A 21,901-nucleotide genomic window follows, 5' to 3' on the forward strand; every position below is an offset into this window, starting at 1 on the left:
GATGATCGCGCAAGGGGGCTCTCCCCAATTCGTCGCTCGCATGGAGCGAACCAACCAAAACCCGGCGCGGGCCCCGCGCCGGGTTTTCGTTTTTCGCCCCTCCTGCGCGCCGCGAGCCCGTTCGGCTTTGCGCAACGGGCGAGGCTCGCCCCTGTCCTCGTGCGAGATTGCGCGCGGGCCGAACGCCTGTCAGGCTTGTCTCGCTCGCCGCAATGGCGAATGCACAGGGGAGGGTCGGTCGATGGGTTTCGCTTATGCAAAAAAACTGGCCGCGCTCGGCGCAGGCGTGGCGCTCGCCGCCTGCGCGACGACCGGCCCGCAGCGCGCGCCGAGCCTGGATCCGCAATGGGCTGCGAACGGATGGCTGACGCCGGGTCCGACCGGCGAGCCGGAAATCATCGGCCTTTATGTCACACGCAAGGAATGCGAAGCCGCCGTTGAAGACTGGCTGTCGCAACAGGTGGTCGGGAACCCGGTCTACGGCGAATGCCTGCCGATCGATCGGCGGTGACGATGCTATCAGCGACGATTGCACGGCGAACGGATCTGCGCGGACTCATCGCCCGATCGGCGCGTGAGGGCTTGTTTGACGGATGAGCGCGTCGCCGCTTTGAGATATACGTGAACATCGAGACCGTGACCGTGACGCTGCTTGCGCTGGCGCTAACATGGTCGTGCTGATGGAACTCGTTCAGCTTTTGCGTTAGTTGCACATTCTCGGCGCGGCCGTGCTGCTTGGAACCGGCGTCGGCATCGCCTTCTTCATGGCGATGACGCATCGGACTCGCGACGCCGGACTTATCGCGCATGTGGCCTCAGTCGTCGTCATCGCCGATTGGGTCTTCACTGCTTCCGCCGTCGCGATGCAGCCGGTCACGGGCGCGCTGCTGGCGCATGCCCTCGGATGGCGGCTTACGGAAGGTTGGATACTCCTGTCGCCGGCGCTTTACGTCTTGGTCGGCGCATTCTGGATTTCGGTGGTCTTCATGCAGCGCCGGATGCGCGACCTTGCGCGTGCGGCCGCAAATGACGGGACGCCTCTGCCGACGGCGTATTTCAGGCTCTGCTGAGTGTGGTTCGCTTTCGGCTTTCCGGCCTTTTCGGCGTGCTGGCCATTATCTGGCTGATGGTCGCGCGCCCGTCGATAGGTTGATCGCGTTCAGACCGAGAACCGGTCCAGAAAAGCCGAAGTTGCTTTCGCGCCCGGCGATGTCGCACCGCCGCAGACGTATATTCCGTCATCGAGCGCGACGGCGCCGAGCCCGTGGCGCGGGCGCGGCATCGGCGCGACGGCGCGCCATTTGTCCGCGCGAGGATCGTATTCCCACGCGTCGGCGTAGACGCCGCCGCCGGCGTCGTCGAACCATTCTCCGCCCATCGCGTAGACCTTGCCGTTCCAGGCGGCGGCGGCGAGGCCGGCCTGCCCGTGCGGCGCTTTTTTGTTCATGGCTTTGGGCAGCGGCGCGATGCGGTCCCAGCGGTCCGCCAGCGGATCATAAACCTCCGCCGTCGGCATGACGCCGCCGCGCACGGTTCGTCCCCCGACGACGTAGAGGAGCCCGCCGAGCACGGCGCCGGCGGCGCTGTTGCGCGGCGTCGGAATCGGGCGGCGCTCGAACCACTCGTCGCGGCGCGGGTCGTAGGCCTGGTGCCGGTCGACGTCGATATGGTCGCGCCAGTGCAGATTGCGGCTGGTGGCCGGCGACCGTCCGCCGACGATGTGAAGAAAACCGTTCAGCGCGACGGCGACCGCTTCAGCTTGCGGCGCCGGCAGAGGCGCGGCCGGCGCCCACGCGCCGGCGTCGAGATCGTCGAGGCGCCACAGCTCGGCGCGCATCCGCCAGCCGCCTTCGGCGTCGCTGGCGAAGCCGCCGGCGGCGTAGAGCCGCCCATGCAACGCAACCAGCGCCAGATGATGACGCGCCTGCGGCAGGGCCGGGCCATGGCGCCAGTCGTCGCGCGCCGGGTCGTAGATCGTCGTCGCGGCGGTCGCGGCGAACGGACTGTCCGGCGCCGGCGTCATGCCCCCGGCGTTGACCAGAAGCCGGACGCTGGCGGGCTTGGCCGCGCGCGCTCCGACTTCGATGCGTTCGAAGGCCGCCGGATAGATTTCCTGAACCGGAAACGGCATGTCGGCGCGCGCCGCCCACGCGCCGGGCGACGGGGGATGGGGATGCGCGCGCGCGCCGGCGATCCCCAGCGCCGTCGCGGCGGCGGCTGTTCCCCCCAGGATCACGTCGCGCCTGTCAGGATGACTCATCGGCGCATTCCCCCTTACGCAACTTCGCCGGCGCGCTTGCGCACAGGACGAAAGGGAACGTCCGGCCGGACGTCCCCTCTCCAACTTCCGCAGGCGAATCGGCGCCCGGTCTGCGCGCTTAGCGGCGCGTCGAGAACAGCAGCAGAAGCGCCGAAACGATCGCGGCGATGCCGGTCGGCCCGTAGGTTGCGACCGCGCCGGGATTTTCCGGGTCAGGCGCGCCCATGGCGTTGGCGATCATGCCGCCCAGCCAGTCGAGCCCGGAAGCGAACGCGCCCTGCGCCGAGGTCGCGACGCCGCCGGGCGTCTCGCCCATTCGCATCAGCAGCGCCTGCGTATCGACGCCGAAATAATCGTGCGCCCCTACGAGCCCGGTCAGAATGAGCCCGAGCGCGCCCACGACGAAAACCAGAAGTCGAATCACCACACCCATAATCGCCCCACGTTTTTTCGCCGCCCCCGCGGCCCCACGGGCGGCACTTTAACCGGTCACGGCCGCGCAGGCGACTCTTTCTCCCGCCCCGCCGATGGGCTGCGTCTCATGATCGTCCGGATGGGCGTGGATCACCACGGCGAAGCCGTCGTCGTCGAGCAGCGGCTCGGGGCCGTTCGCGGCCGCATTCGCCTCGCTGGGGTATAATGACACGCCCCAGCGGAAAACTTCCACGGTCACGCGCCCGTCGGCGGCCGCATATAGATTAGGCAGATCGCCGCTTTCCGAGCCCTCCGGGTTCAAAAGGCCGTGGGCGTTCCCGCCCAGCCCCACATGGCCGCCCGAAGCCTTGAATCCGTCCGGGCCGTCCGAGCAGTCGCCTCTTTGGTGAAAATGGACGCCGTGCCAGCCTTTCGACAGGCCCTTGACGTCGATACGCATCAATACGCCGCCGGGCGCTTCGGCGAAGACAGCGCGGCCCACGGTTTCGCCCGCGGCGTTCACGACGGCCGCCTCGGCGTCGGCCCATCCGGAGGGGGCGAGCTCTTCGAGGAGCGGCCGAGCTTCGTTCTGCAGGCCGCCGCAGGCGGCCAGCGCAGGCGCGGCTGCGGCGAGCGCGAGAAGGCGGCAATCCGCTGGACGCATCATTCTGTATCCCTTTTCGCTTCGGGCGCGAGCCTAGCCGATCGGCCGGTCGTGTTGAACCGTCGGATGCTTGCGGCGGCGGGCGGGCGGGTGGTAAGCCCACAGCGCAAGATTCTCCCGCCATTGACGAAGGAATTCCGTGGCCGAAAACGACGAGGATTTGCCGGGCGGCCCTGCGGACGACGGCAAGCACGAAACCCCGAAAAACGTCTCGGCGATCGCCATCGAAGACGAGATGCGCCGGTCGTATCTCGACTATGCGATGAGCGTGATCGTCTCCCGCGCGATTCCGGACGCGCGCGACGGGCTCAAGCCCGTGCATCGGCGCATCCTGTGGGCGATGCACGAGATGGGGCTGGTCTGGAACAAGTCCTATCGCAAGGCGGCCGGCGTCGTTGGCGAGACGATGGGCAACTATCACCCGCATGGCGACCAGGCGATCTACGACGCGCTGGTGCGCATGGCGCAGGACTTCTCCATGCGCCTGCCGCTCATCGACGGGCAGGGCAATTTCGGCTCCATCGACGGCGATCCGCCGGCGGCCATGCGTTACACCGAATGCCGCATGGCGAAGGCCGCCGAAGCGCTTCTCGCCGATATCGAGAAAGATACGGTCCGCTTCGAGCCGAACTATGACGGGCGCAAGAAAGAGCCGACGGTTCTGCCGGCGCGCTTCCCGAATCTTCTGGTGAACGGCGCAGGCGGCATCGCCGTCGGCATGGCGACCAACATTCCCCCGCACAATCTCGGCGAGGTCGTCGATGCGACCGTCGCCATGATCGACAACCCCGACATCACCGACAACGAGCTCGTCGAGATCGTACCGGGGCCGGACTTCCCAACCGGCGGCCTCATTCTGGGCCGCAGCGGCGCCAAGGCCGCGCTGCTGCTCGGGCGCGGCTCGGTCATGATGCGCGGGCGCGCGGTCATCGAGGAAACGCGTAAGGACCGCTACGCCGTCATCATCACAGAGATTCCCTATCAGGTGAACAAAGCCCAGATGATCGAGCGTATCGCCGCTCTCGTGCGCGAGAAAAAGATCGAAGGCGTCGCCGACATCCGCGACGAGTCGAACCGCCACGGCATTCGCGTCGTCATCGAGCTGCGCCGCGACGCCGCCGCGGACGTGGTGCTCAATCAGCTCTATCGTCATTCGCAGCTTCAGACGAGCTTCGGCGTCAACATGCTTGCGCTCAACGGCGGGCGCCCGCAGCAGCTGTCGCTGCGGGAAATCCTGCGCGCCTTCATCGACTTCCGCGAGGAGGTCGTCACCCGCCGCACCAAGTTCGATCTCGCCAAGGCGCGCGAGCGCGCTCATCTCCTGGTCGGCCTCGCCATTGCGGTCGCCAATATCGACGAGGTGGTGGCGCTCATCCGGCGCGCGCCCGATCCGGCCGCGGCGCGCGAGCAGCTCATGGCGCGCGACTGGCCGGCGAAGGACCTCGCCCCGCTCGTGGCGCTCGTCGCCGATCCGCGCCACGCCATGTCGGAGGACGGGACCTTGCGTCTGTCCGAGGAGCAGGCCAAGGCGATCCTCGATTTGCGGCTGCAGAGACTCACCGCGCTCGGCCGCGATGAAATCGGCGACGAGCTGAAAGGCCTCGCCGAGAAAATCGCCGACTATCTCGACATTCTTCGCCGGCGCGACCGGGTGCTGACGATCATCAAGGACGAACTCAAGGCCGTGCGCGAGGAGTTCGCCACGCCGCGGCGCACCGAGATCGTCGAAATCGAAGGCGAGGTCGAGGACGAGGACCTGATCGCGCGCGAGGAGATGGTCGTCACCGTCACCCATTCGGGCTATGTGAAGCGCACGCCTTTGTCCGCCTATCGCGCCCAGCGCCGCGGCGGGAAGGGCCGCGCCGGCATGCGCCCCAAGGACGAGGACTTCGTCGCGCAGCTGTTCGTCGGCGATACGCACACGCCGCTTCTTTTCTTCACCTCTACGGGCATGGCCTACAAGATGAAGCTGTGGCGCATCCCGGAGGGACCGCCGCAGGCGCGCGGCAAGGCGTTCGTCAATCTTCTGCCCTTGTCGCAAGGCGAGCGCGTGACGAGCATTCTGCCGCTGCCGGAGGACGAAGATTCCTGGCGCGACCTGCATGTGATGTTCGCCACGCGCTCCGGCGACGTGCGGCGAAATCAGCTCTCCGACTTCCAGCGGGTCAACCGCAACGGCAAGATCGCCATGAAGCTCGAGGAGGGCGATGCGATCGTCGGCGTGCAGATCTGCCGGCCGGACGAGGACGTGCTGCTGACGACGGCCGCCGGCATGTGCATACGTTTCCCCGTCGAGGACGTGCGCGTCTTCGCAGGGCGGACCTCGACCGGCGTGCGCGGCATTCGCCTCGGCGCGGGCGATCACGTGATCTCGATGGCCATTCTGCGCCATGTCGAGGCGAGCCCGGAGGAGGCGCGCGCTTATCTCAGGCACGCCGCCGCCATGCGCCGCGCGATGGGCGAAGGCGGAGAGGAAGAAACCGAGGATGCGGCCGAAGCGCCCGTCGCGATCAGCCCTGAAAGGCTCGCCGAGCTGGGCGCTGCCGAGCAGTTCGTGCTCACCGTCACCGAGAACGGCTTCGGCAAGCGCTCTTCTTCATACGAATACAGAACGTCGGGGCGCGGCGGAAAGGGCATCATCGCCATCGTCGCCAACAAGCGCAACGGCCGGGTCGTCGGCTCTTTCCCGGTGGAGGATTCCGATCAGATCATGCTCGTCACCGACGGCGGCCAGCTTATCCGCACGCCGGTGAACGACATCCGCGTGGCCGGGCGCAATACGCAAGGTGTGCGGATCTTCCGCACCAGAGAGGGAGAAAAGGTCGTCTCCGTCGAGCGCATCGAAGACATCGGCGACGAAGACGGCGGGGAGGGAGAAGGCTGACGCCTGCGCGGCGGGCCGGCCGGGAGGAAGCATGAGCAGGAAGACGGACCGTCGCCGGATCGGCCTTTATCCGGGCACGTTCGATCCCATCACGCTCGGGCATCTCGATATTATCGAGCGCGCAGTCAAGCTGGTCGACGAGCTTGTGGTCGGCGTCGCCGTGAATCGCGACAAGGGCCCCTTGTTCTCGCTCGATGAACGGGTCGAGATGGTGTCCGCCGAGATGGAGCCGCTCGCCCGCAAGAGCGGCGTCGCGATCCGCGTGGTCCCGTTCGAAACGCTGCTCATGCGCTTCGCCGAAGAAGTGAAGGCCGACATCATCATTCGCGGGCTGCGCGCAGTGTCGGACTTCGAATACGAGTTTCAGATGGTCGGCATGAACCAGGCGCTCAATGAAGAGATAGAGACGGTCTTTCTGATGGCCGACGCCCGCTATCAGTCGATCGCCTCGCGGCTGGTCAAGGAGATCGCCCGCCTGGGCGGCGAGATCGGCTCCTTCGTGCCGGCGGGCGTGGCCGAGCAGCTGCGCCGGAAATTTTCGCAGGCTTAAGTTCGCCGCGGCGGATCGCTCTGATATGGTCGCGGCGTCATTCAAGCGCACAACAGGATCGGACAGGCGACATCATGAAAAGCACAGCGGCAGCATTGGCCGGCGCGGCGGCGGCGTTTCTCGTCGTCGGGACGGCTTTCGCCCAGAAGAAAGATGACGCCGCGCCCATGAGGCCGGCCGATATCGTCGCGAACGCGCCCGCGGAGGCGTGGCGCCCGCTCGATCTCGAAAACACGATCCTGCTCGACCTGCCGGCGGGCGAGGTGGTGATCGAGATGCGTCCCGACTTCGCGCCTGCGCATGTGGCGCAGATCAGGCAGCTCGTGCGGCAAGGGTTCTATGACGGGCTGAAGTTCCATCGGGTGATCGAGGGATTCGTCGCCCAGGGCGGCGACCCGAAAGGCGACGGCACCGGCGGGTCGTCCCTGCCCGACATCAAGGGCGAGTTCATCCACCACACGGAGGAATTCCCGAATTTCACCGAAATCGGCCGCGACCGCATCGCCGCGCGGGTCGGGTTCGTCGACGGCATGCCCGCCGCCGCGCAGCCCGAGGCGCTGCGGTCCTTCCGCGCCGACCGGGCGGTTCAGTTGTGGGGCCTTCACTGCCCCGGCGTGATGTCGATGGCGCGCGCGACTGACCCGAACAGCGCGAACAGCCAGTTCTTCATCGTCATCGGCGATTCCCGGCTCAATCTCGACAAGCGCTACACGACCTGGGGCTGGATCGTGCACGGCTTCGACGCCACGCGGCGCATCGCGCGCGGCGAGCCGCCGGAGCGGCCGACGCCGATCGTCCGCATGCGCATCGCCGCGGATGTGCCGGAGAATGAACGGCCGAACATTCAGGTGATGCGCACCGACAGCGAGGCGTTCAAACAATATATCGAAGCTGCGGGCCTCGTGCGCGACGGGTTCGTACGCAATATGTGCAACATCAAGCCGCCGCGGCGGGTCAACGGAGAGATCAGACTGTGAGCAATCGACTTGTGCTGACGCTCGACACCGGCGCGGTGACGATCGAGACCTTTCCGGATAAGGCGCCGAACCATGTCGCGCGCATCGCGGCGCTGGCCGATTCCGGCTTTTACGACGGGCTGGCGCTCCATCGCGTCATCGACGGCTTCATGGCGCAGATGGGCTGTCCGCGCGGCGACGGCAGAGGCGGGTCCGGCAAAAAGCTTGAGGCTGAATTCAACGACGTGAGCCATCAGCGCGGGATCTGCTCCATGGCGCGGGCGGCCGATCCCGACAGCGCCGACAGCCAGTTCTTCATCTGCTTCGACGACGCTTCGTTTCTCGACGGCCAGTACACGGTGTGGGGGCGGGTCGTCGACGGCATGGAGCATGTGGACGCCGCTCAGCGCGGCGAGCCGCCGGCGAAGCCGACGAAAATCGTCAGCTTCAGAACGGCTGCGTAGGAGGTTGCAGGGCGCAGGGTGCAGGTTGCACATAAGGCCTGAAACCGTTCGAGGGCGGCCCGCATTCCCAGATGCGCGTTTCCGATTTCGACTTTGATCTTCCCGAAGAGCGCATCGCGCTGGAGCCGGCGCGCCCGCGCGATTCCGCGCGGCTTCTGCACGTGCGCGCGGACGGGCTCGCGGACAGGGTCGTGCGCGACCTGCCTGCGCTCTTGCGCCCGGGCGATCTTCTGGTTCTCAACGACACCAAGGTCATCCCGGCGCAGCTGCGCGGGCGCCGTCCCGCACGGACGGCGGGCGGCGGCGAGCCGGTCGAGATCGACGTGACGCTGCACCGGCGGCTGGCGCCTGAAGAGCCTGCCGGTGCGCGCTGGCGGGCCTTCGTGCGGCCCGCCAAACGCCTGCGCGAAGGCGATGCGCTCGATTTCGGCGCAGGGCTTACGGCAGTGATCGAGGCGCGCAGCGAGGCCGAAGCGGTGCTGCGATTCAATCGCGCCGGGGCCGACTTCGACGCCGGGCTCGCCCGCGCGGGCGCGCCGCCCCTGCCGCCCTATATTGCGCGCCGCCGGCCGGCTCGCCCCGAGGACGCGGCGGACTATCAGACCGTTTACGCCGCTGAGCCGGGCTCGGTCGCCGCGCCCACCGCGGGCCTTCACTTCACCGAGGCGCTTCTCGACGCGCTCGATAAACGCGGCGTCCGCCGGCTGACGATCACGCTGCATGTAGGGGCGGGCACCTTTCTGCCCGTGACGGCGGAGGATACGCGCGATCACGTCATGCACGCCGAATGGGGCGAGATCACGCCGGCGCAAGCCGAGGCGATCAACGCGGCGCGCGCCAAGGGCGGGCGCATCCTCGCCGTGGGCACCACCGCGTTGAGACTGCTCGAAAGCACGGCGGACAGGGAAGGCCGCGTGCGCCCCTGCGCCGAGGAGACGTCGATTTTCATCACGCCCGGCTATCGCTTCCGGGCGGTCGACCTTCTGATGACCAACTTCCACCTGCCGCGTTCGACTCTGTTCATGCTGGTCTGCGCGTTTTCCGGAACCGCGCGGATGAAGGCCGCCTACGCTCATGCGATCAAGGCCGGCTACCGGTTTTACTCCTATGGCGACGCCTGCCTGCTTGAACGCGGACCCGAGAACGAATAACGCCTCTGCGGCGCGAAGCGCGAAGCCTGAAAGCCGGAACGATGAGCGAAATCTCTATCGACGATTTTCTGAAGGTCGACATCCGCGTGGGAACGGTCGTCGAGGCCGCGCCCTTTCCCAAGGCGCGAAAGCCCGCCTTCAAGCTGTGGATCGACTTCGGCCCCGAAATCGGCGTGAAGAAATCCTCCGCCCAGATCACTGTGCATTACGACGAGAAGGCGCTGGTCGGCCGGCAGGTCGCGGCGGTGGTGAACTTCCCGCCGCGCCAGATCGCCGATTTCATGTCGGAGGTCCTGGTGCTCGGCTTCTCAGACGAGAACGGCGCGGTCGTGCTGATAGGGCCCGACCGGCCCGTGCCGAACGGGGGAAGAATGCATTGAGCGACGGCTTTTCCTTTACGCTCGAGGCGAGCGACGGTCCGGCGCGCTTGGGCGTGATCGAAACGCCGCGCGGCAAGATACGCACGCCCGCCTTCATGCCCGTCGGCACGGCGGGAACGGTCAAGGCGATGCCGCCAGACAACGTGCGCGCGACAGGCGCGGACATCGTCTTGGGCAACACCTATCATCTGATGCTGCGTCCCGGCGCGGAGCGCGTCGCGGCGCTCGGGGGACTGCACAAATTCATGAACTGGCCGCACGCGATCCTGACCGACTCGGGCGGCTTTCAGGTGATGTCGCTGGCGAAGCTCCGCAAGCTGACGGAGGAAGGCGTCGCTTTCCAGTCGCATATCGACGGCGCGCCGCACATGCTCACGCCCGAGCGGTCGATCGAGATCCAATGCCTGCTCGGCGCCGACATCCAGATGCAGCTCGACGAATGCCCGGCCATTCCCATCGCCCATGGCGCCGCGCGCGAGTCGATGCTGCTGTCGGTCCGCTGGGCCGAGCGGTCGCGCCGCGCCTTCGAGGAGAAGGCCGCGCCCGGCCAGGCGCTGTTCGGCATCGTTCAGGGCGCGAATTACGACGACCTGCGTCGGGAAAGCCTCGCGCGGCTTCTAGAGCTCGACTTTCCCGGCTACGCCGTCGGCGGGCTTGCGGTGGGCGAGGGGCGCGCCGAGATGTTCCGCGTGCTCGAAATCGTCGCGCCGGAAATGCCCGCGGGCAGGCCGCGCTATCTTATGGGCGTGGGTAAACCCGCCGACATCGTCGGCGCCGTGGCGCGCGGGATGGACATGTTCGACTGCGTCGCCCCGACGCGCTCGGGCCGCCACGGACAGGCGTGGACGCGACGAGGGCCGATCAACATCAAGAACGCCGCCTTCGCCGACGATCCCGAACCGCTCGACCCTTCGCTCGACTGTCCGGCGAGCAGGGACTATTCGAAAGCCTATCTCCATCATCTTTTCCGGGCCGGCGAATATCTCGGACCCATGCTGCTGACCTGGCACAATCTCGCCTATTATCAGGCGCTGATGGCCGGGATGCGCGCGGCGATCGCCGCCGGCCGGTTCGGCGCCTTCGTGGCGCGCTTTCGGGAGGAGACCGGCGAGACGATTCTCTAGGCGGGCCTGGCAGCGGGAGCTTGCCGGGCAAGGGCGGGATTCCCCTGTTGACCCCTCGGTAGGGCGCAATTATGGTCCGCGCTCTCTCAGGCTCCGGCCGCCGCCGCGGCGGCCGCAGCCTTTCTTTCGCCGCGCGATGTCTTCGGGCGTCAAGCGGCGGAAGCTGACGTCAGGGCCCGTAGCTCAGCGGTAGAGCAACTGACTTTTAATCAGTAGGTCGATGGTTCGATCCCATCCGGGCTCACCAGCCTTCGCGCGGCGAGGCGGGTGGCGGCGCGTCGACGAGGATGACATGGCCCGTCTGGAAATCCCCCTCATCGAGACCGAGCGGCTCGTCCTGCGCGGGCGGCGCATGGAAGACTTTCCCGCCTTCGCCGCCATGTGGGCGGAGGAGGCGGTGGTTCGCCTCATCGGCGGCAAGCCGCTCACCCGCGAACAGGCCTGGGGGAAGTTCTCGCGCGAGACTGGCGACTGGGCGCTTCTCGGTTTTGGCTTCTGGCTGGTCGTGGAGAAGGCGACCGGCGCTATCGTCGGGGATGTCGGCTTTTCCGACTTCAAGCGCGACATCGAACCGCCGCTCGACGGCTTGCTCGAATTCGGCTGGGTGCTCGCCGGCGCTGCGCAGGGCAAAGGCTACGCGACGGAGGCCGCGCGCGCCGCGCTCAACTGGGCCGAGGCGAACGTTCCTGGCCGCCGCAAGGTCTGCATAATTAATGAGACGAACGCCCGCTCCATGCGCGTCGCAGAGAAATGCGGCTTTCGCGAAGCCTGGCGCGCGACCTATCGCGGCGAGCCGGTGATCGTCTTCGAGCGGGCCTGAGCCGCGAAAAAATCCGTCGTCCCTGTCACGTTCCCCGTCGCCGCCTCGTCTTGGAAGGGAGAAGACGAGGAGACGGCCATGATGAAACGGCTTCTGGCAGGCGCGCTCGCGGCCTTTTACGGCGTCAACGGCGCCTCGATGCTGATCGACGGGCCAGGCTGGTATGCGCGCATTCCGGGCGTCGAGCATACGGGTCCCTATAATCCGCATTTCGTCGCCGATATCGGCGCGGCTTTTCTCGCCGCCGCGCTGGGCCTCGCCGCGCGCGCCTGGCGGCCGGGCCTGTGGCCGGCGGCCGCGGCGGGCGCGGCGTTCGTCTGCTTTCACGCGCTCATCCATATCGCGGAGATGCTGGGCGGCCATTCGCGCGCCCCGGTCGCCGACGCGCTTCTCGTGATTTTTCCTGCGGCGCTCGCCGCGTGGTCCGCAACCCCCGACATAGGAGATGTTCATGCTCGGCCTGATCGGCAAACACGCGCTTAAGGCTTTCGCCGCGCGTTACGACTATGATGCGAGCTACATGGAGCACATGCTCGCCGTATCGCCGTCGGCTTTCGCCAAGTTCGCCAGGCTCGCGGCCCTGTCGAAGCACAGGGAGGCCGCGTCGGTCGACGCCGCCTTCGCCGCAAAGCTCATCGGCGCCATGACCGAAGATTGCGGTCCTTGCGTGCAGCTCGTCGTGCGCATGGCGGAGGAAGCCGGGATGGCGCCGGACCAGATCGAGGCGGTGCTCAAACGGGACGCGCTGGCGATGAGCGCCGACGTCGCGCTGACCTTCCGTTTTGCGGATGCGCTCGCCCGTCGCGACCCGTCGCTCGACGAAGCGCGCGAGGCCGTCCGCGCGCGCTGGGGAGATGCAGGCGTGATAGATCTTACGCTGGGCATGCAGGCGGGCCGCCTCTATCCGATGGTTAAGATGGGGCTCGGCTTTGCGAGAATCTGCCAGCGCGTATCGGTCGGCGACCGCATGGTCGACGTCGCAAAAGAGGCGGCATGACGCAGACGGACGATCCGCTCGGACCTTATCGCGGCCGGCTTCTCGGCCTCGCCTACCGGATGCTGGGAAGCCGGTCCGAAGCCGAGGACGTGCTGCAGGACGCGTATCTGCGCTATGCGGGCGCGAACCGGGAGGCCGTGCGCAATCCGGAGGCCTATTTCACGACCATGGTCACGCGGCTCTGCCTCGACCGGCTCAAGGCCGCGCGCGTCCGGCGGGAGGTCTATGTGGGCCCGTGGCTGCCGGAGCCCGTTCTCGATGCGGACGATCTGTCGCCGGAGAAAGCGGCCGAGATAGCGGCGGATTTGTCCTTTGCGCTGCTTCTGACGCTTGAGCGGCTGTCGCGGGCCGAACGCGCGGCGTTCCTTCTGCACGACGTGTTCGACGCGCCGTTCTCGGAGATCGCCGCCGCGCTCGGCAAAAGCGAGGCGGCGTGCCGTCAGCTCGCCGCGCGCGCGCGGCGCGCCGTCGCGGCGGCACGGCCTGGAAAGCGCGTTCCCGCGGAAGCCCATCAGGCGCTCCTTGAGCGTTTCGCCGAAGCGGTCGCGAGCGGAGATCCGAGCCGGCTGAAGACGCTGCTGGCGGCCGACGCCACAGCGGTTTCCGACGGCGGCGGCGTAAAGATCGCCGCGCTCAACCCCATTCGCGGGGCCGACAGGATCGCCCGCTTCCTCGCCGGCGTCGTCCGAAAGGCGCGCGCGCAAAACCGGCTGCTGCGCTTCCGCTTCGCCGACGTCAACGGCGAGCCAGGTCTGCTCGTCTATGACGGCGAAGCGATAGAGGAAACCATCTCGATCGACGTCGCGGACGGGCTCATCGCAGCCGTTTACGTGGTGCGCAACCCGGAAAAGCTGCGCGGGCTGGACGCGCACGCGGCCGGACCCGTTTAATCGTCATTCTCGCCGAGCAATGCGGAGCGATCGTCCTCGTCGAAGTCCGCATCGCTGTCGAGGGCGGCGCGCCGGTCCGCAGGCGCGTCGTTCACATGCAGACGGAAAACGTCCGGGCGGGAATAATGGCCCGCGATGTCGCAGGCCGCCTTGGCGGCGCGCACGGTTTCGAGCGAGCCTTCAGCGAACAGAATATCCTCGCCGTCGATGGGGCCGGCGATGATCTCCCCGCGCGGGTCGATGATGACCGATTGGCCAGTGTGCTCCCATACGCCCAGCGGCTTCCAGCGGTCGGGAATGTGCTCCTCGAGGCGCAGGCCCGCCGCGCAGACCACATAAGCCGCGGCCTGGCTGGCGAACGCGCGCGACAAAAGATGCTGGCGCGCCCAGCAGTACTCCCCGGGCCGCGGCGCCTTCTCCCACCCCGGCCACAGGGCGCAGTGGATTTGCGTTCCCTGCGCGGCGAGAACATATCCCGGCAGCATCATCTGATGCTCCCAGCAGTTGAGCGCGCTGATCCGTCCGTAGGGGCGTTGATGAACCTTCAGGCCGGCCCCGTCGCCGTCGCCCCAGATGACGCGCTCGGCGTGGGTGGGTTTGAGCTTGCGGTGCCGGCCGAGAATCTCGCCCTCGCGGCCGATCGTCAGCGCCGTGCAATAAGCCGTGCCCTGAGAATGCGGATCGCGCTCGGCCACGCCGATGACGACGTCGAGTCCGGCCGCACGCGCCGCGGCGCACAGCGCGTCGGTCTCCGGTCCGCCGATCTCGACGGCGTTTTCGAGATAGGTCGCGCTCGCCTCCCAGGTAAGGTCCTGCACCGCGCCTTCCACCCAGAAGGGATAGCCCGGCAGCCAGGTCTCGCCGAAAACAGCCAGATCGGCGCCTTCCCGGCCGGCGCGGGCGATCAGCGCGCAGGCCTTTTCCGTCGAGGCGGCCTTGTCGAACAGCACGGGCGCGGCCTGCACCGCCGCAAGGCGGAAAGCCTCCGGTTCGCTCATTCCACCGCCGTCCTTTCCTGAAGCCGCGCTACAGCGCACAGCGCGCGCCTGCTTCACACGATCCTGACGAAGGGTTAAGCTGCGACGCTGGGGACGCAGGGTCAACGGGGTGTGGGCATGATCCGAATTTTGCTACCGATCGCGGTGATCGCAGCGCTTCTTTTCGCGCCGATCTTCGGCGACGAGGTGAGCGGGTCCGACATCGGCAGCGGCGTCGTGACGCTGACCGGCCATGATTATGTCGGAAACACGATCGACTGCTGGCTCAACAGGAATTTCTCTCTCGACGGGGATTGCAAGCCTGAGGGGGGGCTGAAAGGCAAGGCGATCTTCGCCGCCATTTTCGTTTCCGCCGTGGCCGCCGTACTCGGCGTCATCGGCCTCCTGCCGGTCATCGGCAGACTGACGAGCTTCATTACGATGCTCGCCGGGATCGTCGTGATCGCGGCGATCGGCTTTTACGCGCTGACCCAGATGGGCAGCGACGAAGGGCTCGAAGGCGTCAAATGGGGCTCTTACCTCGCCGGCGGCGGCGGGCTCCTGACGCTCATTTCCGGCCTCGCCGGGATGCGCGGCCAGCGCTGACGCGACGCCTGCGCGACGCGCTTTAAGGCCATTTCGCTTCCGGCGGCAGGGAGGAGAGGATCGCCTCCACATTGCCGCCGGTCTTCAGCCCGAACTGCGTGCCGCGGTCGTAAAGAAGGTTGTATTCCGCATAACGCCCGCGGCGGATGAGCTGCTCCTCGCGCTCTTCCGCCGTCCAGGGCGCGTTCATCCGCGCGGCGACGAGCTTCGGATAGATCCCGAGAAACGCTTCGCCCACGTCGCGGGTGAAGGCGAAATCCGCCTCCCAGTCGCCGCTGTCGTGGCGGTCGTAGAAGATGCCGCCGACGCCGCGCGGCTCATTGCGGTGGGGCAGGAAAAAATACTCGTCGCACCATGCCTTGAAGCGGGGATAGTAGCCGGGGTCATGCCGGTCGCAGGCCGCGCGCATCGCCTCGTGAAAGGCGAGCGCGTCGGGATGGTCCGCCCGGCGATAACGGTCGAGCATGGGATTGAGATCGCCCCCGCCGCCGAACCAGCACTGCGTCGTGACGATCATGCGCGTGTTCATATGCGCTGCGGGCGCGTGCGGATTGCGCGTGTGGGCGATCAGCGACACGCCCGACGCCCAGAAGCGGGGGTCTTCCGCCGCGCCGGGAATCTGTCTGGCGAATTCCGGCGAAAATTCGCCATAGACTGTCGAGACGTGGACGCCGACCTTCTCGAAGACGCGCCCGCGCATGATCGCCATGACGCCGCCGCCCTGGTCGGAAACGCCGTCGCCGCGCCGCCATGGCGTGCGCTCGAACCGGCCCGGCGCCATCTCGGCGTAGGGCTCGCCGGCCTGGCGTTCGAGCTGCTCGAAAGCCGCGCACAGGCGAAGCTGAAGCGCTTCGAACCAGTCCTTCGCACGGCGTTTGCGGTCGGTCATGTCGATCATCGGATCTTCACCTCGTTCCGTCGGCGGGCGGACTTCCTGCCGGCTTTCTCGCCCCGCGCGCTGATCTAGATCATTGAGGCCTCGTTGTAACCGATCTGCCGGCGCGCTTCGGCCAGCGCAACGGCGCCGGCGACGGCCACGTTAAGGGAGCGGGCGCCGGGAGCTAAGGGAATGAGCAGGCGCGCGTCGGCCGCGGCGTGAACCGCCTCCGGCGCGCCGGCGCTCTCGCGACCGAGCAGAATCACGTCGTCCGGTTGAAAGGCGAACTCCCAGATCGGCCGCGCGGCGCGCGTGGTGAGCAGCAAGAGCCGGCCGCCGCGCCGCTCGGGACTGTCGCAAAAGGCCCGCCAGCTCGCATGGCGGACCGGCGCGGCGAGGGCGGCGTAGTCCATCGCCGCGCGCCGGATGTCGCGCGCGTCCAGCGGAAAGCCGCAAGGCTCGATGATGTCGAGCCCGGCGCCGAAGCAGGCCGCGACGCGAATCGCCGCGCCGACATTGCCGGCCATGTCGGGCTGATAGAGGGCGAGTCTCATGGCGCTGATTCTCCTGCGCGATTCGTCTTGCCCGAGGGACCGTTCGCGACGCTAGGCCGCACTCGGCCTCAGGCTGGACTTGCTCCATAAGGCATGCGAGACACGCCCGGCGAAATCCCCCCTTCGCCCCTTGGGGCGTCATCCTTGACGAGGCACGACGAGCGATGAGCGCAACGAGCGACTCCCCCGCCCAGCAGGCGACGGCGAACGGCGAGGAGCCGACCCGCCGGGATTTCATCCACATTCTCACCGCCGCGGTCGCGGCGGCCGGCGGCGCGGCGAGCGTGGTTCCGCTCGTCCATCAGATGAACCCGGACGCTTCGGTGCTCGCCCTGTCGACGACCGAGGTGGACCTGTCGAGCCTCGAGCCGGGCCAGGCGATCAAGGTCATGTGGCAGGGCAAGCCGGTTTTCATCCGACACCGCACCGAGGAGGAGATCGCCGCGGCCGAGCGCACGCCGCTCTCCGCGCTCAAGGACCCGGTCGCGCGCAACGACAATATCGACGATTCCAGAGCGCCCGCCACTGATGAGAACCGGCGCGTCAACCCGGCCTTTCTCGTCATCGTCGGCATCTGCACCCACTTGGGCTGCGTTCCGCTGGGCACGGCGCAGGGCGAGGTGAAGGGCGATTACGGCGGCTGGTTCTGCCCCTGCCATGGCTCGCATTACGACACGGCGGGACGCATCCGCAAAGGTCCGGCGCCGGAGAACCTGCCCGTGCCGCCCTATCAGTTCGTCACCGACACCTTGATCCGGATCGGCTAGGAGCGCTCATCCGCCATGGCATACGAATCCACCTACAAGCCCGGCACCGCGATCGAGCGCTGGCTCGACAAGCGCCTGCCGATCGTGCGTCTCGCCTATGACAGCTTCGTCGATTTTCCGACGCCCAAGAACCTGAATTACTGGTGGACGTTCGGCGGGATTCTCGTCGTCTGCCTGATGATCCAGATCATCACCGGCGTCATCCTGGCGATGCATTACACGCCGCATGTCGATCACGCCTTCGACAGCGTCGAACACATCATGCGCGACGTGAATTACGGCTGGCTGATGCGCTACATCCATTCCAACGGCGCGTCGATGTTTTTCCTAGCCGTCTACATCCACATGTTCCGCGGGCTCTATTACGGCTCATACAAGGAGCCGCGGGAGATGATCTGGATTCTCGGCGTCGTCATCTTCCTGCTGATGATGGGCGCCGCGTTCATGGGCTACGTGCTGCCCTGGGGGCAGATGTCGTTCTGGGGCGCGACCGTCATCACCAACATTCTCGGCGCGATCCCGGTGGTCGGCGAATCGATCCGCACCCTGTTGTGGGGCGGCTTCTCGGTGGACAATCCGACGCTCAACCGCTTCTTCTCTCTGCATTACCTGCTGCCCTTCGCGATCTTCGGCGTGGTCATTCTTCATGTCTGGGCGCTGCATGTTCCGGGCAACAACAACCCGACCGGCGTCGAAGTGAAAACCAGGAAGGACACCGTGCCGTTTCACCCCTATTATACGGTGAAAGACAGCTTCGCGATCGCGGCCTTTCTGGTTCTGTTCGCAGCGTTCGTATTCTTCAATCCGAACGCGCTCGGCCATCCGGACAACTACATCAAGGCCGATCCGCTGGTCACGCCGGCGCACATCGTGCCTGAATGGTACTTCCTGCCGTTCTACGCGATCCTGAGGGCGATCACCTTCGACATCGGCCCGATCTCGTCGAAGCTCGGCGGGGTGATCGCCATGTTCGGCTCGATCGGCGTTCTGTTCTTCCTGCCCTGGCTCGACACCTCGAAAGTGCGCTCCATGCGCTATCGGCCGACAGCGCAGCTCTGGTTTTTCCTTCTGGTGATCGACTGCGTTTTCCTGGGCTATCTCGGCGGCCAGCCGGCGGAAGGGCTTTACGTGACGCTCGCGCAGATCGCGACCGCCTATTACTTCGCGTACTTCCTGATCATCCTGCCGCTGCTCGGCGTGCTGGAGACGCCCAAGCCGCTGCCGAAGTCGATCTCGGAAGCGGTGCTGAAACCGGCCAAACCAGGCGCCGCGGCCTCGCCGCAGGCCGCGCCGGCGGAATAGGGGCGGACGAGGGGCATGAGGAACGAGATGACAAGCATCGGAACGCTGAAAGTCCTCGCCGGCGCGGGCTTCGCCGCCGCCATGGCGCTCGGCGCCGGGCCGGCTCTCGCCGCAGGCGGCGCCGCCGAGCTGAAGCATCAGCACTGGCATTTCGACGGCGTCTTCGGAACCTTCGACAAGGAAGCGCTGCAGCGCGGCTATCAGGTCTACGAGGCCGTCTGCTCGAATTGTCACGGTCTCGAACATCTCGCTTTCCGCAATCTAGGCCAGAAGGGCGGCCCGTTTCATCTCGACGCCTGTCCCGAAGGCGCGCCCGAGACGCTGGATTGCTCGAACCCGAACGAGAACCCGATCGTCAAGACGATCGCCGCCAATTACAAATATCAGGTCACGGACGGTCCGGACGAAACCGGCGAGATGTTCGAGCGCGCGCCGATCCCGTCCGACCGCATCCCCGGCCCCTATCGCAACGAGCAGCAGGCGCGCGCGGCCAATAACGGCGCGTTGCCGCCGGACCTGTCGCTCATTATCAAGGCGCGCCCGCACGGCGCCGACTATGTCTACAGCCTGCTTACCGGCTATGAGGACGCGCCGGCGACCGTCTCCGTCGCGCCGGGGCAGTATTACAATCCTTATTTTCCCGGCGACATGTCGCAGCAGATGAAGCCGGAATATCTCGACGAAGAAGGCCATCCGCGCGAGGGCGTAGAGGTCCCGCCCGGAGGCGTGCTCGCCATGGCGCCGCCGCTCGCCGACGGCATGGTCGACTATGTCGATCCGAACACGCCGGAAACGGTCGAGCAGTATGCGAAGGATGTCGTGGAGTTTCTCGCTTGGGCCGCCGAGCCCAAGATGGAAGAGCGCAAGAAGCTCGGCGTGATGACCCTCGCCTATCTTCTGATCCTGACGGGGCTCCTCTACTGGTCCTATCGGGAGATCTGGTCGAAGGTCGACCGCTGATCCGTCAGGAACGGCCCCGACCGCGCGCAGCGGTCGCCGCGGCTTCGGCCTCGGCGAGCACGAGCAGCGCTGGCGAGGGCTCCATGAGCCTGGCGGCGAAACCGTCCCGCCACGCGCGCACCACCGTCGCCCGCAATGGCGCAAGGCCTCCGACCGTCATCGTGATCTCGCAGCCGGGCGGCGGCGGCGCGCCGCATCGCACCGCCACGCCTTCCCATGTGCAGTCGATGGTCTCGCCCGGCTCTTCCGGGCCGTTTCCGATGCGAAAGCGCAGGGCGAGGCTCGCTTCGATGCGCTCGTCGCGCCGGCGGGAGAGAGGAAGCGCGTCTACCATGGATTACAACCTATAGTAGAGACGCTTAAGAAAGCGCTAACGCCGAAAAGGCTGCGCGCCGTCAGGCGTTGAACCTGAACAACATGACGTCGCCGTCCTGTACGACGTAGTCCTTGCCTTCGAGGCGCATCTTGCCGGCTTCCTTCGCGCCCTGCTCGCCGCCGAGCGCGACATAATCGTCGTAGGAAATGGTCTCCGCCCGGATGAAGCCGCGTTCGAAATCGGTGTGGATCACGCCCGCCGCCTGCGGCGCGGTCGCGCCCCTGCGGATGGTCCACGCGCGCGCTTCTTTCGGGCCGGCGGTGAAGAAGGTCTGAAGACCGAGAAGCGCGTAGCCGGCGCGAATGAGCCGGTTGAGGCCCGGCTCCTCAAGGCCTAAGGCGGCGAGATATTCCGCCTGCTCGGCGTCGTCGAGCTGGGCGAGCTCGGATTCGATCCGCGCCGAGATGACGACCGCGCCGGCGCCTTCCTCCCGCGCCCGCGCTTCGACGCGGCGGGAGTAATCGTTGCCCGCGGCGGCGGAGTCCTCGTCGACATTGGCGACGAAAAGCACCGGTTTCGCCGTCAGAAGCTGGAGGCCTTTCCAGATCTTTTCCTCCTCCGGCGATATGTCCGCCGAGCGCGCCGGCTTTCCGTCCTGCAGGGCGGCGAGGGCCCTGTCGACGAGGGCGAGCGTCGCTTTGGCTTCCTTGTCCTGACCCTTGGCCCGCTTTTCCAGATTGGGCCGGCGTTTCTCCAGACTTTCGAGGTCGGCCAGCATCAGCTCCGTCTCGACCACTTCGAGATCGGCGAGCGGGTCGACCCGGCCGGCCACATGCGTGACGTCGTCGTCGTCGAAGCAGCGCAACACATAAACGACGGCGTCCACCTCGCGGATGTTGGCGAGGAACTGGTTTCCGAGCCCTTCGCCTTTCGAGGCGCCTTTGACCAGGCCGGCGATGTCCACGAACTGCATCCGCGCCGGGACGATTTCTTTCGATCTGGCGATCTCGGCGAGCCTGAACAGGCGCGGCTCAGGCACGGCGACGTCGCCGACATTCGGCTCGATGGTGCAGAAAGGATAATTGGCCGCCTGCGCGGCGGCGGTGCGCGTCAGCGCGTTGAAGAGCGTGGACTTGCCCACATTGGGCAGCCCGACGATGCCGCATTTGAAACCCATTCGGTCCTGCTTCTTTCAATCAGTCATTGCATGTTCGGCGGGCGGGCCGCCGCTCGGTCAGGCGCCGCGTGCGCCGCCATCCCGACCTAAAAGTCTGCCTAGCGCCTTGGCGAAAGGATTGGTCGCGTCCTTTTTCTTGTCCGCTTCCGTCGGGCGAGGCGCAGCCTGACGCGCGGCCGCCGGCGCGTCCTTTCCGCGCGGCGGCTGAAGGCGCTGGGCGAGGGCGCTCGTAAAACGCGCGTCGCCTTCGGCCAGCGCCGGCGCGGCGGCGGCGACGGCCGCCAGAAGCGGGGCGAGCCACTCCTGATCGGCCCTCGCGAAGTCGCCGAGCACATGGCCGGTCACGCGCGCCTTATCGCCCGGATGGCCGATTCCGATGCGCACGCGACGGAAGTCCGGCCCGATATGGGCGGCGATCGACTTGAGCCCGTTATGGCCGGCCGTCCCGCCGCCTGTCTTGGCTTTAACCTTGCCCGGCGCAAGATCGAGCTCGTCGTGGAACACGACGACATCCGCCGGTTGGAGCCTGAAAAAGCGCATCGCCTCGCCCACGGAGCGGCCGGACTCGTTCATATAGGTAAGAGGCTTCAAGACGATCGCCTTGATCCGGCCGCGCGGCGAATCGAGAAAGCCTTCGCGCAGCTCGCCCTGAAACTTCGCGCGCGGCGGGGAAAATCCGTGCACGTCGGCGACGGCGTCGACCGCCATGAAGCCGACATTGTGACGATGGCGGGCGTATTTCGCACCCGGATTGCCGAGGCCGACCAGAAGCAAAGGTTTCGCCGACATCGCGCAGACCTCCGCCCTGTGC

25 protein-coding genes, 1 tRNA gene and 1 pseudogene are annotated in these 21,901 nt (G+C 66.9%); 18 read left to right on the forward strand and 9 right to left on the reverse strand.

The annotated features are described in order from the left end of the window. Positions 1-241 precede the first annotated feature (241 nt). Both CHB64_RS09480 and CHB64_RS09485 read left to right on the forward strand, forming a co-directional pair. Entirely contained in the window at positions 242-511 is a 270-nt protein-coding gene (locus CHB64_RS09480) for a hypothetical protein (protein ID WP_089412363.1), read from the forward strand. 196 nt (positions 512-707) lie between these two features. Beyond that, positions 708-1,153: pseudogene (locus tag CHB64_RS09485) on the forward strand (DUF2269 family protein). Between the two features lie 6 nt (positions 1,154-1,159). Here the strand turns inward: CHB64_RS09485 and CHB64_RS09490 are convergent. The 3 genes from CHB64_RS09490 to CHB64_RS09500 all read right to left on the reverse strand — a co-directional run bounded on the left by CHB64_RS09490 (position 1,160) and on the right by CHB64_RS09500 (position 3,341). Further along, on the reverse strand, positions 1,160-2,260 hold the full coding sequence (locus CHB64_RS09490; protein ID WP_089412364.1) for a Kelch repeat-containing protein: 1,101 nt from the start codon (positions 2,258-2,260) through the stop codon (positions 1,160-1,162). A 118-nt stretch (positions 2,261-2,378) separates the two neighbouring features. Further along, positions 2,379-2,687 carry a hypothetical protein gene (locus CHB64_RS09495; RefSeq protein ID WP_143265982.1) on the reverse strand — a complete coding sequence of 103 codons (309 nt, stop codon included), beginning with the start codon at positions 2,685-2,687 and terminating at the stop codon, positions 2,379-2,381. A 54-nt stretch (positions 2,688-2,741) separates the two neighbouring features. After that, positions 2,742-3,341, reverse strand: coding sequence for a superoxide dismutase family protein (locus tag CHB64_RS09500; RefSeq protein ID WP_089412366.1), 600 nt, complete (start codon positions 3,339-3,341; stop codon positions 2,742-2,744). 136 nt (positions 3,342-3,477) lie between these two features. On the opposite strand from CHB64_RS09500, the gene gyrA reads away from it, so the two are divergent. The 12 genes from gyrA (at position 3,478) to sigJ (ending at position 13,554) form a co-directional block, all read left to right on the forward strand. Continuing rightward, a complete protein-coding gene (gene gyrA, locus CHB64_RS09505) occupies positions 3,478-6,222 on the forward strand; it encodes a DNA gyrase subunit A (RefSeq protein WP_089412367.1) in 2,745 nt (914 codons plus the stop codon). Positions 6,223-6,253: 31 nt separating this feature from the next. Then, positions 6,254-6,772, forward strand: a complete 519-nt coding sequence (gene coaD / locus CHB64_RS09510) for a pantetheine-phosphate adenylyltransferase (protein ID WP_089412368.1) — start codon at positions 6,254-6,256, stop codon at positions 6,770-6,772. Positions 6,773-6,846: 74 nt separating this feature from the next. Continuing rightward, positions 6,847-7,749 carry a peptidylprolyl isomerase gene (locus tag CHB64_RS09515; protein ID WP_089412369.1) on the forward strand — a complete coding sequence of 301 codons (903 nt, stop codon included), beginning with the start codon at positions 6,847-6,849 and terminating at the stop codon, positions 7,747-7,749. Then, positions 7,746-8,192, forward strand: a complete 447-nt coding sequence (locus tag CHB64_RS09520) for a peptidylprolyl isomerase (RefSeq protein ID WP_089412370.1) — start codon at positions 7,746-7,748, stop codon at positions 8,190-8,192. Before CHB64_RS09515 ends, CHB64_RS09520 begins: the two co-directional genes overlap by 4 nt. A gap of 71 nt (positions 8,193-8,263) precedes the next feature. Then, entirely contained in the window at positions 8,264-9,343 is a 1,080-nt protein-coding gene (queA, locus tag CHB64_RS09525; RefSeq protein ID WP_089412371.1) for a tRNA preQ1(34) S-adenosylmethionine ribosyltransferase-isomerase QueA, read from the forward strand. Between the two features lie 41 nt (positions 9,344-9,384). After that, positions 9,385-9,723: a tRNA-binding protein gene (locus CHB64_RS09530; RefSeq protein ID WP_089412372.1), complete on the forward strand. Its 339-nt coding sequence runs from the start codon at positions 9,385-9,387 to the stop codon at positions 9,721-9,723. Next, a complete protein-coding gene (gene tgt, locus CHB64_RS09535) occupies positions 9,720-10,847 on the forward strand; it encodes a tRNA guanosine(34) transglycosylase Tgt (RefSeq protein ID WP_089412373.1) in 1,128 nt (375 codons plus the stop codon). The genes CHB64_RS09530 and tgt overlap by 4 nt, the downstream gene beginning before the upstream one ends. A 172-nt stretch (positions 10,848-11,019) precedes the next feature. Beyond that, a tRNA-Lys gene (locus CHB64_RS09540) sits at positions 11,020-11,094 on the forward strand. Positions 11,095-11,139: 45 nt separating this feature from the next. Further along, complete coding sequence (locus CHB64_RS09545; RefSeq protein WP_089412374.1) at positions 11,140-11,667, forward strand: GNAT family N-acetyltransferase; 528 nt, start codon at positions 11,140-11,142, stop codon at positions 11,665-11,667. Between the two features lie 78 nt (positions 11,668-11,745). Continuing rightward, on the forward strand, positions 11,746-12,150 hold the full coding sequence (locus tag CHB64_RS09550) for a hypothetical protein (RefSeq protein WP_089412375.1): 405 nt from the start codon (positions 11,746-11,748) through the stop codon (positions 12,148-12,150). Then, positions 12,119-12,664 carry a carboxymuconolactone decarboxylase family protein gene (locus CHB64_RS09555; protein WP_143265983.1) on the forward strand — a complete coding sequence of 182 codons (546 nt, stop codon included), beginning with the start codon at positions 12,119-12,121 and terminating at the stop codon, positions 12,662-12,664. Before CHB64_RS09550 ends, CHB64_RS09555 begins: the two co-directional genes overlap by 32 nt. Beyond that, positions 12,661-13,554, forward strand: a complete 894-nt coding sequence (sigJ, locus tag CHB64_RS09560; protein ID WP_089412377.1) for an RNA polymerase sigma factor SigJ — start codon at positions 12,661-12,663, stop codon at positions 13,552-13,554. Before CHB64_RS09555 ends, sigJ begins: the two co-directional genes overlap by 4 nt. Here the strand turns inward: sigJ and CHB64_RS09565 are convergent. Next, a complete protein-coding gene (locus tag CHB64_RS09565; RefSeq protein WP_089412378.1) occupies positions 13,551-14,552 on the reverse strand; it encodes a carbon-nitrogen hydrolase family protein in 1,002 nt (333 codons plus the stop codon). The genes sigJ and CHB64_RS09565 overlap by 4 nt on opposite strands. A gap of 117 nt (positions 14,553-14,669) precedes the next feature. Here CHB64_RS09565 and CHB64_RS09570 point away from each other — a divergent pair, with 117 nt between their 5' ends. Continuing rightward, positions 14,670-15,137 carry a hypothetical protein gene (locus CHB64_RS09570; RefSeq protein WP_089412379.1) on the forward strand — a complete coding sequence of 156 codons (468 nt, stop codon included), beginning with the start codon at positions 14,670-14,672 and terminating at the stop codon, positions 15,135-15,137. 22 nt (positions 15,138-15,159) lie between these two features. Here CHB64_RS09570 and hemF read toward each other — a convergent pair whose 3' ends face one another. Together hemF and CHB64_RS09580 are read right to left on the reverse strand one after the other, a co-directional pair. Beyond that, entirely contained in the window at positions 15,160-16,035 is an 876-nt protein-coding gene (gene hemF / locus CHB64_RS09575; RefSeq protein WP_089412380.1) for an oxygen-dependent coproporphyrinogen oxidase, read from the reverse strand. A 65-nt stretch (positions 16,036-16,100) separates the two neighbouring features. Beyond that, positions 16,101-16,568 (reverse strand): tRNA (cytidine(34)-2'-O)-methyltransferase, encoded by a 468-nt coding sequence (locus tag CHB64_RS09580; protein WP_089412381.1) that lies wholly within the window; start codon positions 16,566-16,568, stop codon positions 16,101-16,103. Positions 16,569-16,732: 164 nt separating this feature from the next. On the opposite strand from CHB64_RS09580, the gene petA reads away from it, so the two are divergent. The 3 genes from petA to CHB64_RS09595 are packed head-to-tail and all read left to right on the forward strand — an operon-like array spanning position 16,733 to position 19,597. Further along, positions 16,733-17,335, forward strand: a complete 603-nt coding sequence (gene petA / locus CHB64_RS09585) for a ubiquinol-cytochrome c reductase iron-sulfur subunit (RefSeq protein ID WP_089412382.1) — start codon at positions 16,733-16,735, stop codon at positions 17,333-17,335. A gap of 15 nt (positions 17,336-17,350) precedes the next feature. Next, a complete protein-coding gene (locus tag CHB64_RS09590; RefSeq protein ID WP_089412383.1) occupies positions 17,351-18,637 on the forward strand; it encodes a cytochrome b in 1,287 nt (428 codons plus the stop codon). 27 nt (positions 18,638-18,664) lie between these two features. Then, positions 18,665-19,597 carry a cytochrome c1 gene (locus CHB64_RS09595; RefSeq protein WP_089412438.1) on the forward strand — a complete coding sequence of 311 codons (933 nt, stop codon included), beginning with the start codon at positions 18,665-18,667 and terminating at the stop codon, positions 19,595-19,597. Positions 19,598-19,601: 4 nt separating this feature from the next. Here CHB64_RS09595 and CHB64_RS09600 read toward each other — a convergent pair whose 3' ends face one another. The 3 genes from CHB64_RS09600 to pth all read right to left on the reverse strand — a co-directional run bounded on the left by CHB64_RS09600 (position 19,602) and on the right by pth (position 21,879). Then, positions 19,602-19,931 carry a hypothetical protein gene (locus CHB64_RS09600; protein WP_089412384.1) on the reverse strand — a complete coding sequence of 110 codons (330 nt, stop codon included), beginning with the start codon at positions 19,929-19,931 and terminating at the stop codon, positions 19,602-19,604. A gap of 61 nt (positions 19,932-19,992) precedes the next feature. Then, positions 19,993-21,090, reverse strand: a complete 1,098-nt coding sequence (gene ychF, locus CHB64_RS09605) for a redox-regulated ATPase YchF (protein WP_089412385.1) — start codon at positions 21,088-21,090, stop codon at positions 19,993-19,995. Between the two features lie 57 nt (positions 21,091-21,147). Beyond that, on the reverse strand, positions 21,148-21,879 hold the full coding sequence (gene pth / locus CHB64_RS09610) for an aminoacyl-tRNA hydrolase (protein ID WP_089412439.1): 732 nt from the start codon (positions 21,877-21,879) through the stop codon (positions 21,148-21,150). Positions 21,880-21,901 lie beyond the last annotated feature (22 nt).

Source organism: Amphiplicatus metriothermophilus (assembly GCF_900199215.1).
Lineage (GTDB): Bacteria > Pseudomonadota > Alphaproteobacteria > Caulobacterales > Parvularculaceae > Amphiplicatus > Amphiplicatus metriothermophilus.

What these genes read in the sequence shown, in the direction of transcription:
- CHB64_RS09580 (WP_089412381.1), bottom strand. Translation starts at nt 16,568, where the DNA reads ATGAGACTCGCCCTCTATCAGCCCGACATGGCCGGCAATGTCGGCGCG.
- CHB64_RS09490 (WP_089412364.1), bottom strand. Translation starts at nt 2,260, where the DNA reads ATGAGTCATCCTGACAGGCGCGACGTGATCCTGGGGGGAACAGCCGCC.
- CHB64_RS09515 (WP_089412369.1), top strand. Translation starts at nt 6,847, where the DNA reads ATGAAAAGCACAGCGGCAGCATTGGCCGGCGCGGCGGCGGCGTTTCTC.
- CHB64_RS09565 (WP_089412378.1), bottom strand. Translation starts at nt 14,552, where the DNA reads ATGAGCGAACCGGAGGCTTTCCGCCTTGCGGCGGTGCAGGCCGCGCCC.
- CHB64_RS09600 (WP_089412384.1), bottom strand. Translation starts at nt 19,931, where the DNA reads ATGGTAGACGCGCTTCCTCTCTCCCGCCGGCGCGACGAGCGCATCGAA.
- sigJ (WP_089412377.1), top strand. Translation starts at nt 12,661, where the DNA reads ATGACGCAGACGGACGATCCGCTCGGACCTTATCGCGGCCGGCTTCTC.
- ychF (WP_089412385.1), bottom strand. Translation starts at nt 21,090, where the DNA reads ATGGGTTTCAAATGCGGCATCGTCGGGCTGCCCAATGTGGGCAAGTCC.
- CHB64_RS09595 (WP_089412438.1), top strand. Translation starts at nt 18,665, where the DNA reads ATGACAAGCATCGGAACGCTGAAAGTCCTCGCCGGCGCGGGCTTCGCC.
- hemF (WP_089412380.1), bottom strand. Translation starts at nt 16,035, where the DNA reads ATGATCGACATGACCGACCGCAAACGCCGTGCGAAGGACTGGTTCGAA.
- CHB64_RS09500 (WP_089412366.1), bottom strand. Translation starts at nt 3,341, where the DNA reads ATGATGCGTCCAGCGGATTGCCGCCTTCTCGCGCTCGCCGCAGCCGCG.
- CHB64_RS09480 (WP_089412363.1), top strand. Translation starts at nt 242, where the DNA reads ATGGGTTTCGCTTATGCAAAAAAACTGGCCGCGCTCGGCGCAGGCGTG.
- CHB64_RS09570 (WP_089412379.1), top strand. Translation starts at nt 14,670, where the DNA reads ATGATCCGAATTTTGCTACCGATCGCGGTGATCGCAGCGCTTCTTTTC.
- CHB64_RS09550 (WP_089412375.1), top strand. Translation starts at nt 11,746, where the DNA reads ATGATGAAACGGCTTCTGGCAGGCGCGCTCGCGGCCTTTTACGGCGTC.
- CHB64_RS09590 (WP_089412383.1), top strand. Translation starts at nt 17,351, where the DNA reads ATGGCATACGAATCCACCTACAAGCCCGGCACCGCGATCGAGCGCTGG.
- CHB64_RS09545 (WP_089412374.1), top strand. Translation starts at nt 11,140, where the DNA reads ATGGCCCGTCTGGAAATCCCCCTCATCGAGACCGAGCGGCTCGTCCTG.
- petA (WP_089412382.1), top strand. Translation starts at nt 16,733, where the DNA reads ATGAGCGCAACGAGCGACTCCCCCGCCCAGCAGGCGACGGCGAACGGC.
- queA (WP_089412371.1), top strand. Translation starts at nt 8,264, where the DNA reads ATGCGCGTTTCCGATTTCGACTTTGATCTTCCCGAAGAGCGCATCGCG.
- coaD (WP_089412368.1), top strand. Translation starts at nt 6,254, where the DNA reads ATGAGCAGGAAGACGGACCGTCGCCGGATCGGCCTTTATCCGGGCACG.
- CHB64_RS09555 (WP_143265983.1), top strand. Translation starts at nt 12,119, where the DNA reads ATGCTCGGCCTGATCGGCAAACACGCGCTTAAGGCTTTCGCCGCGCGT.
- CHB64_RS09530 (WP_089412372.1), top strand. Translation starts at nt 9,385, where the DNA reads ATGAGCGAAATCTCTATCGACGATTTTCTGAAGGTCGACATCCGCGTG.
- pth (WP_089412439.1), bottom strand. Translation starts at nt 21,879, where the DNA reads ATGTCGGCGAAACCTTTGCTTCTGGTCGGCCTCGGCAATCCGGGTGCG.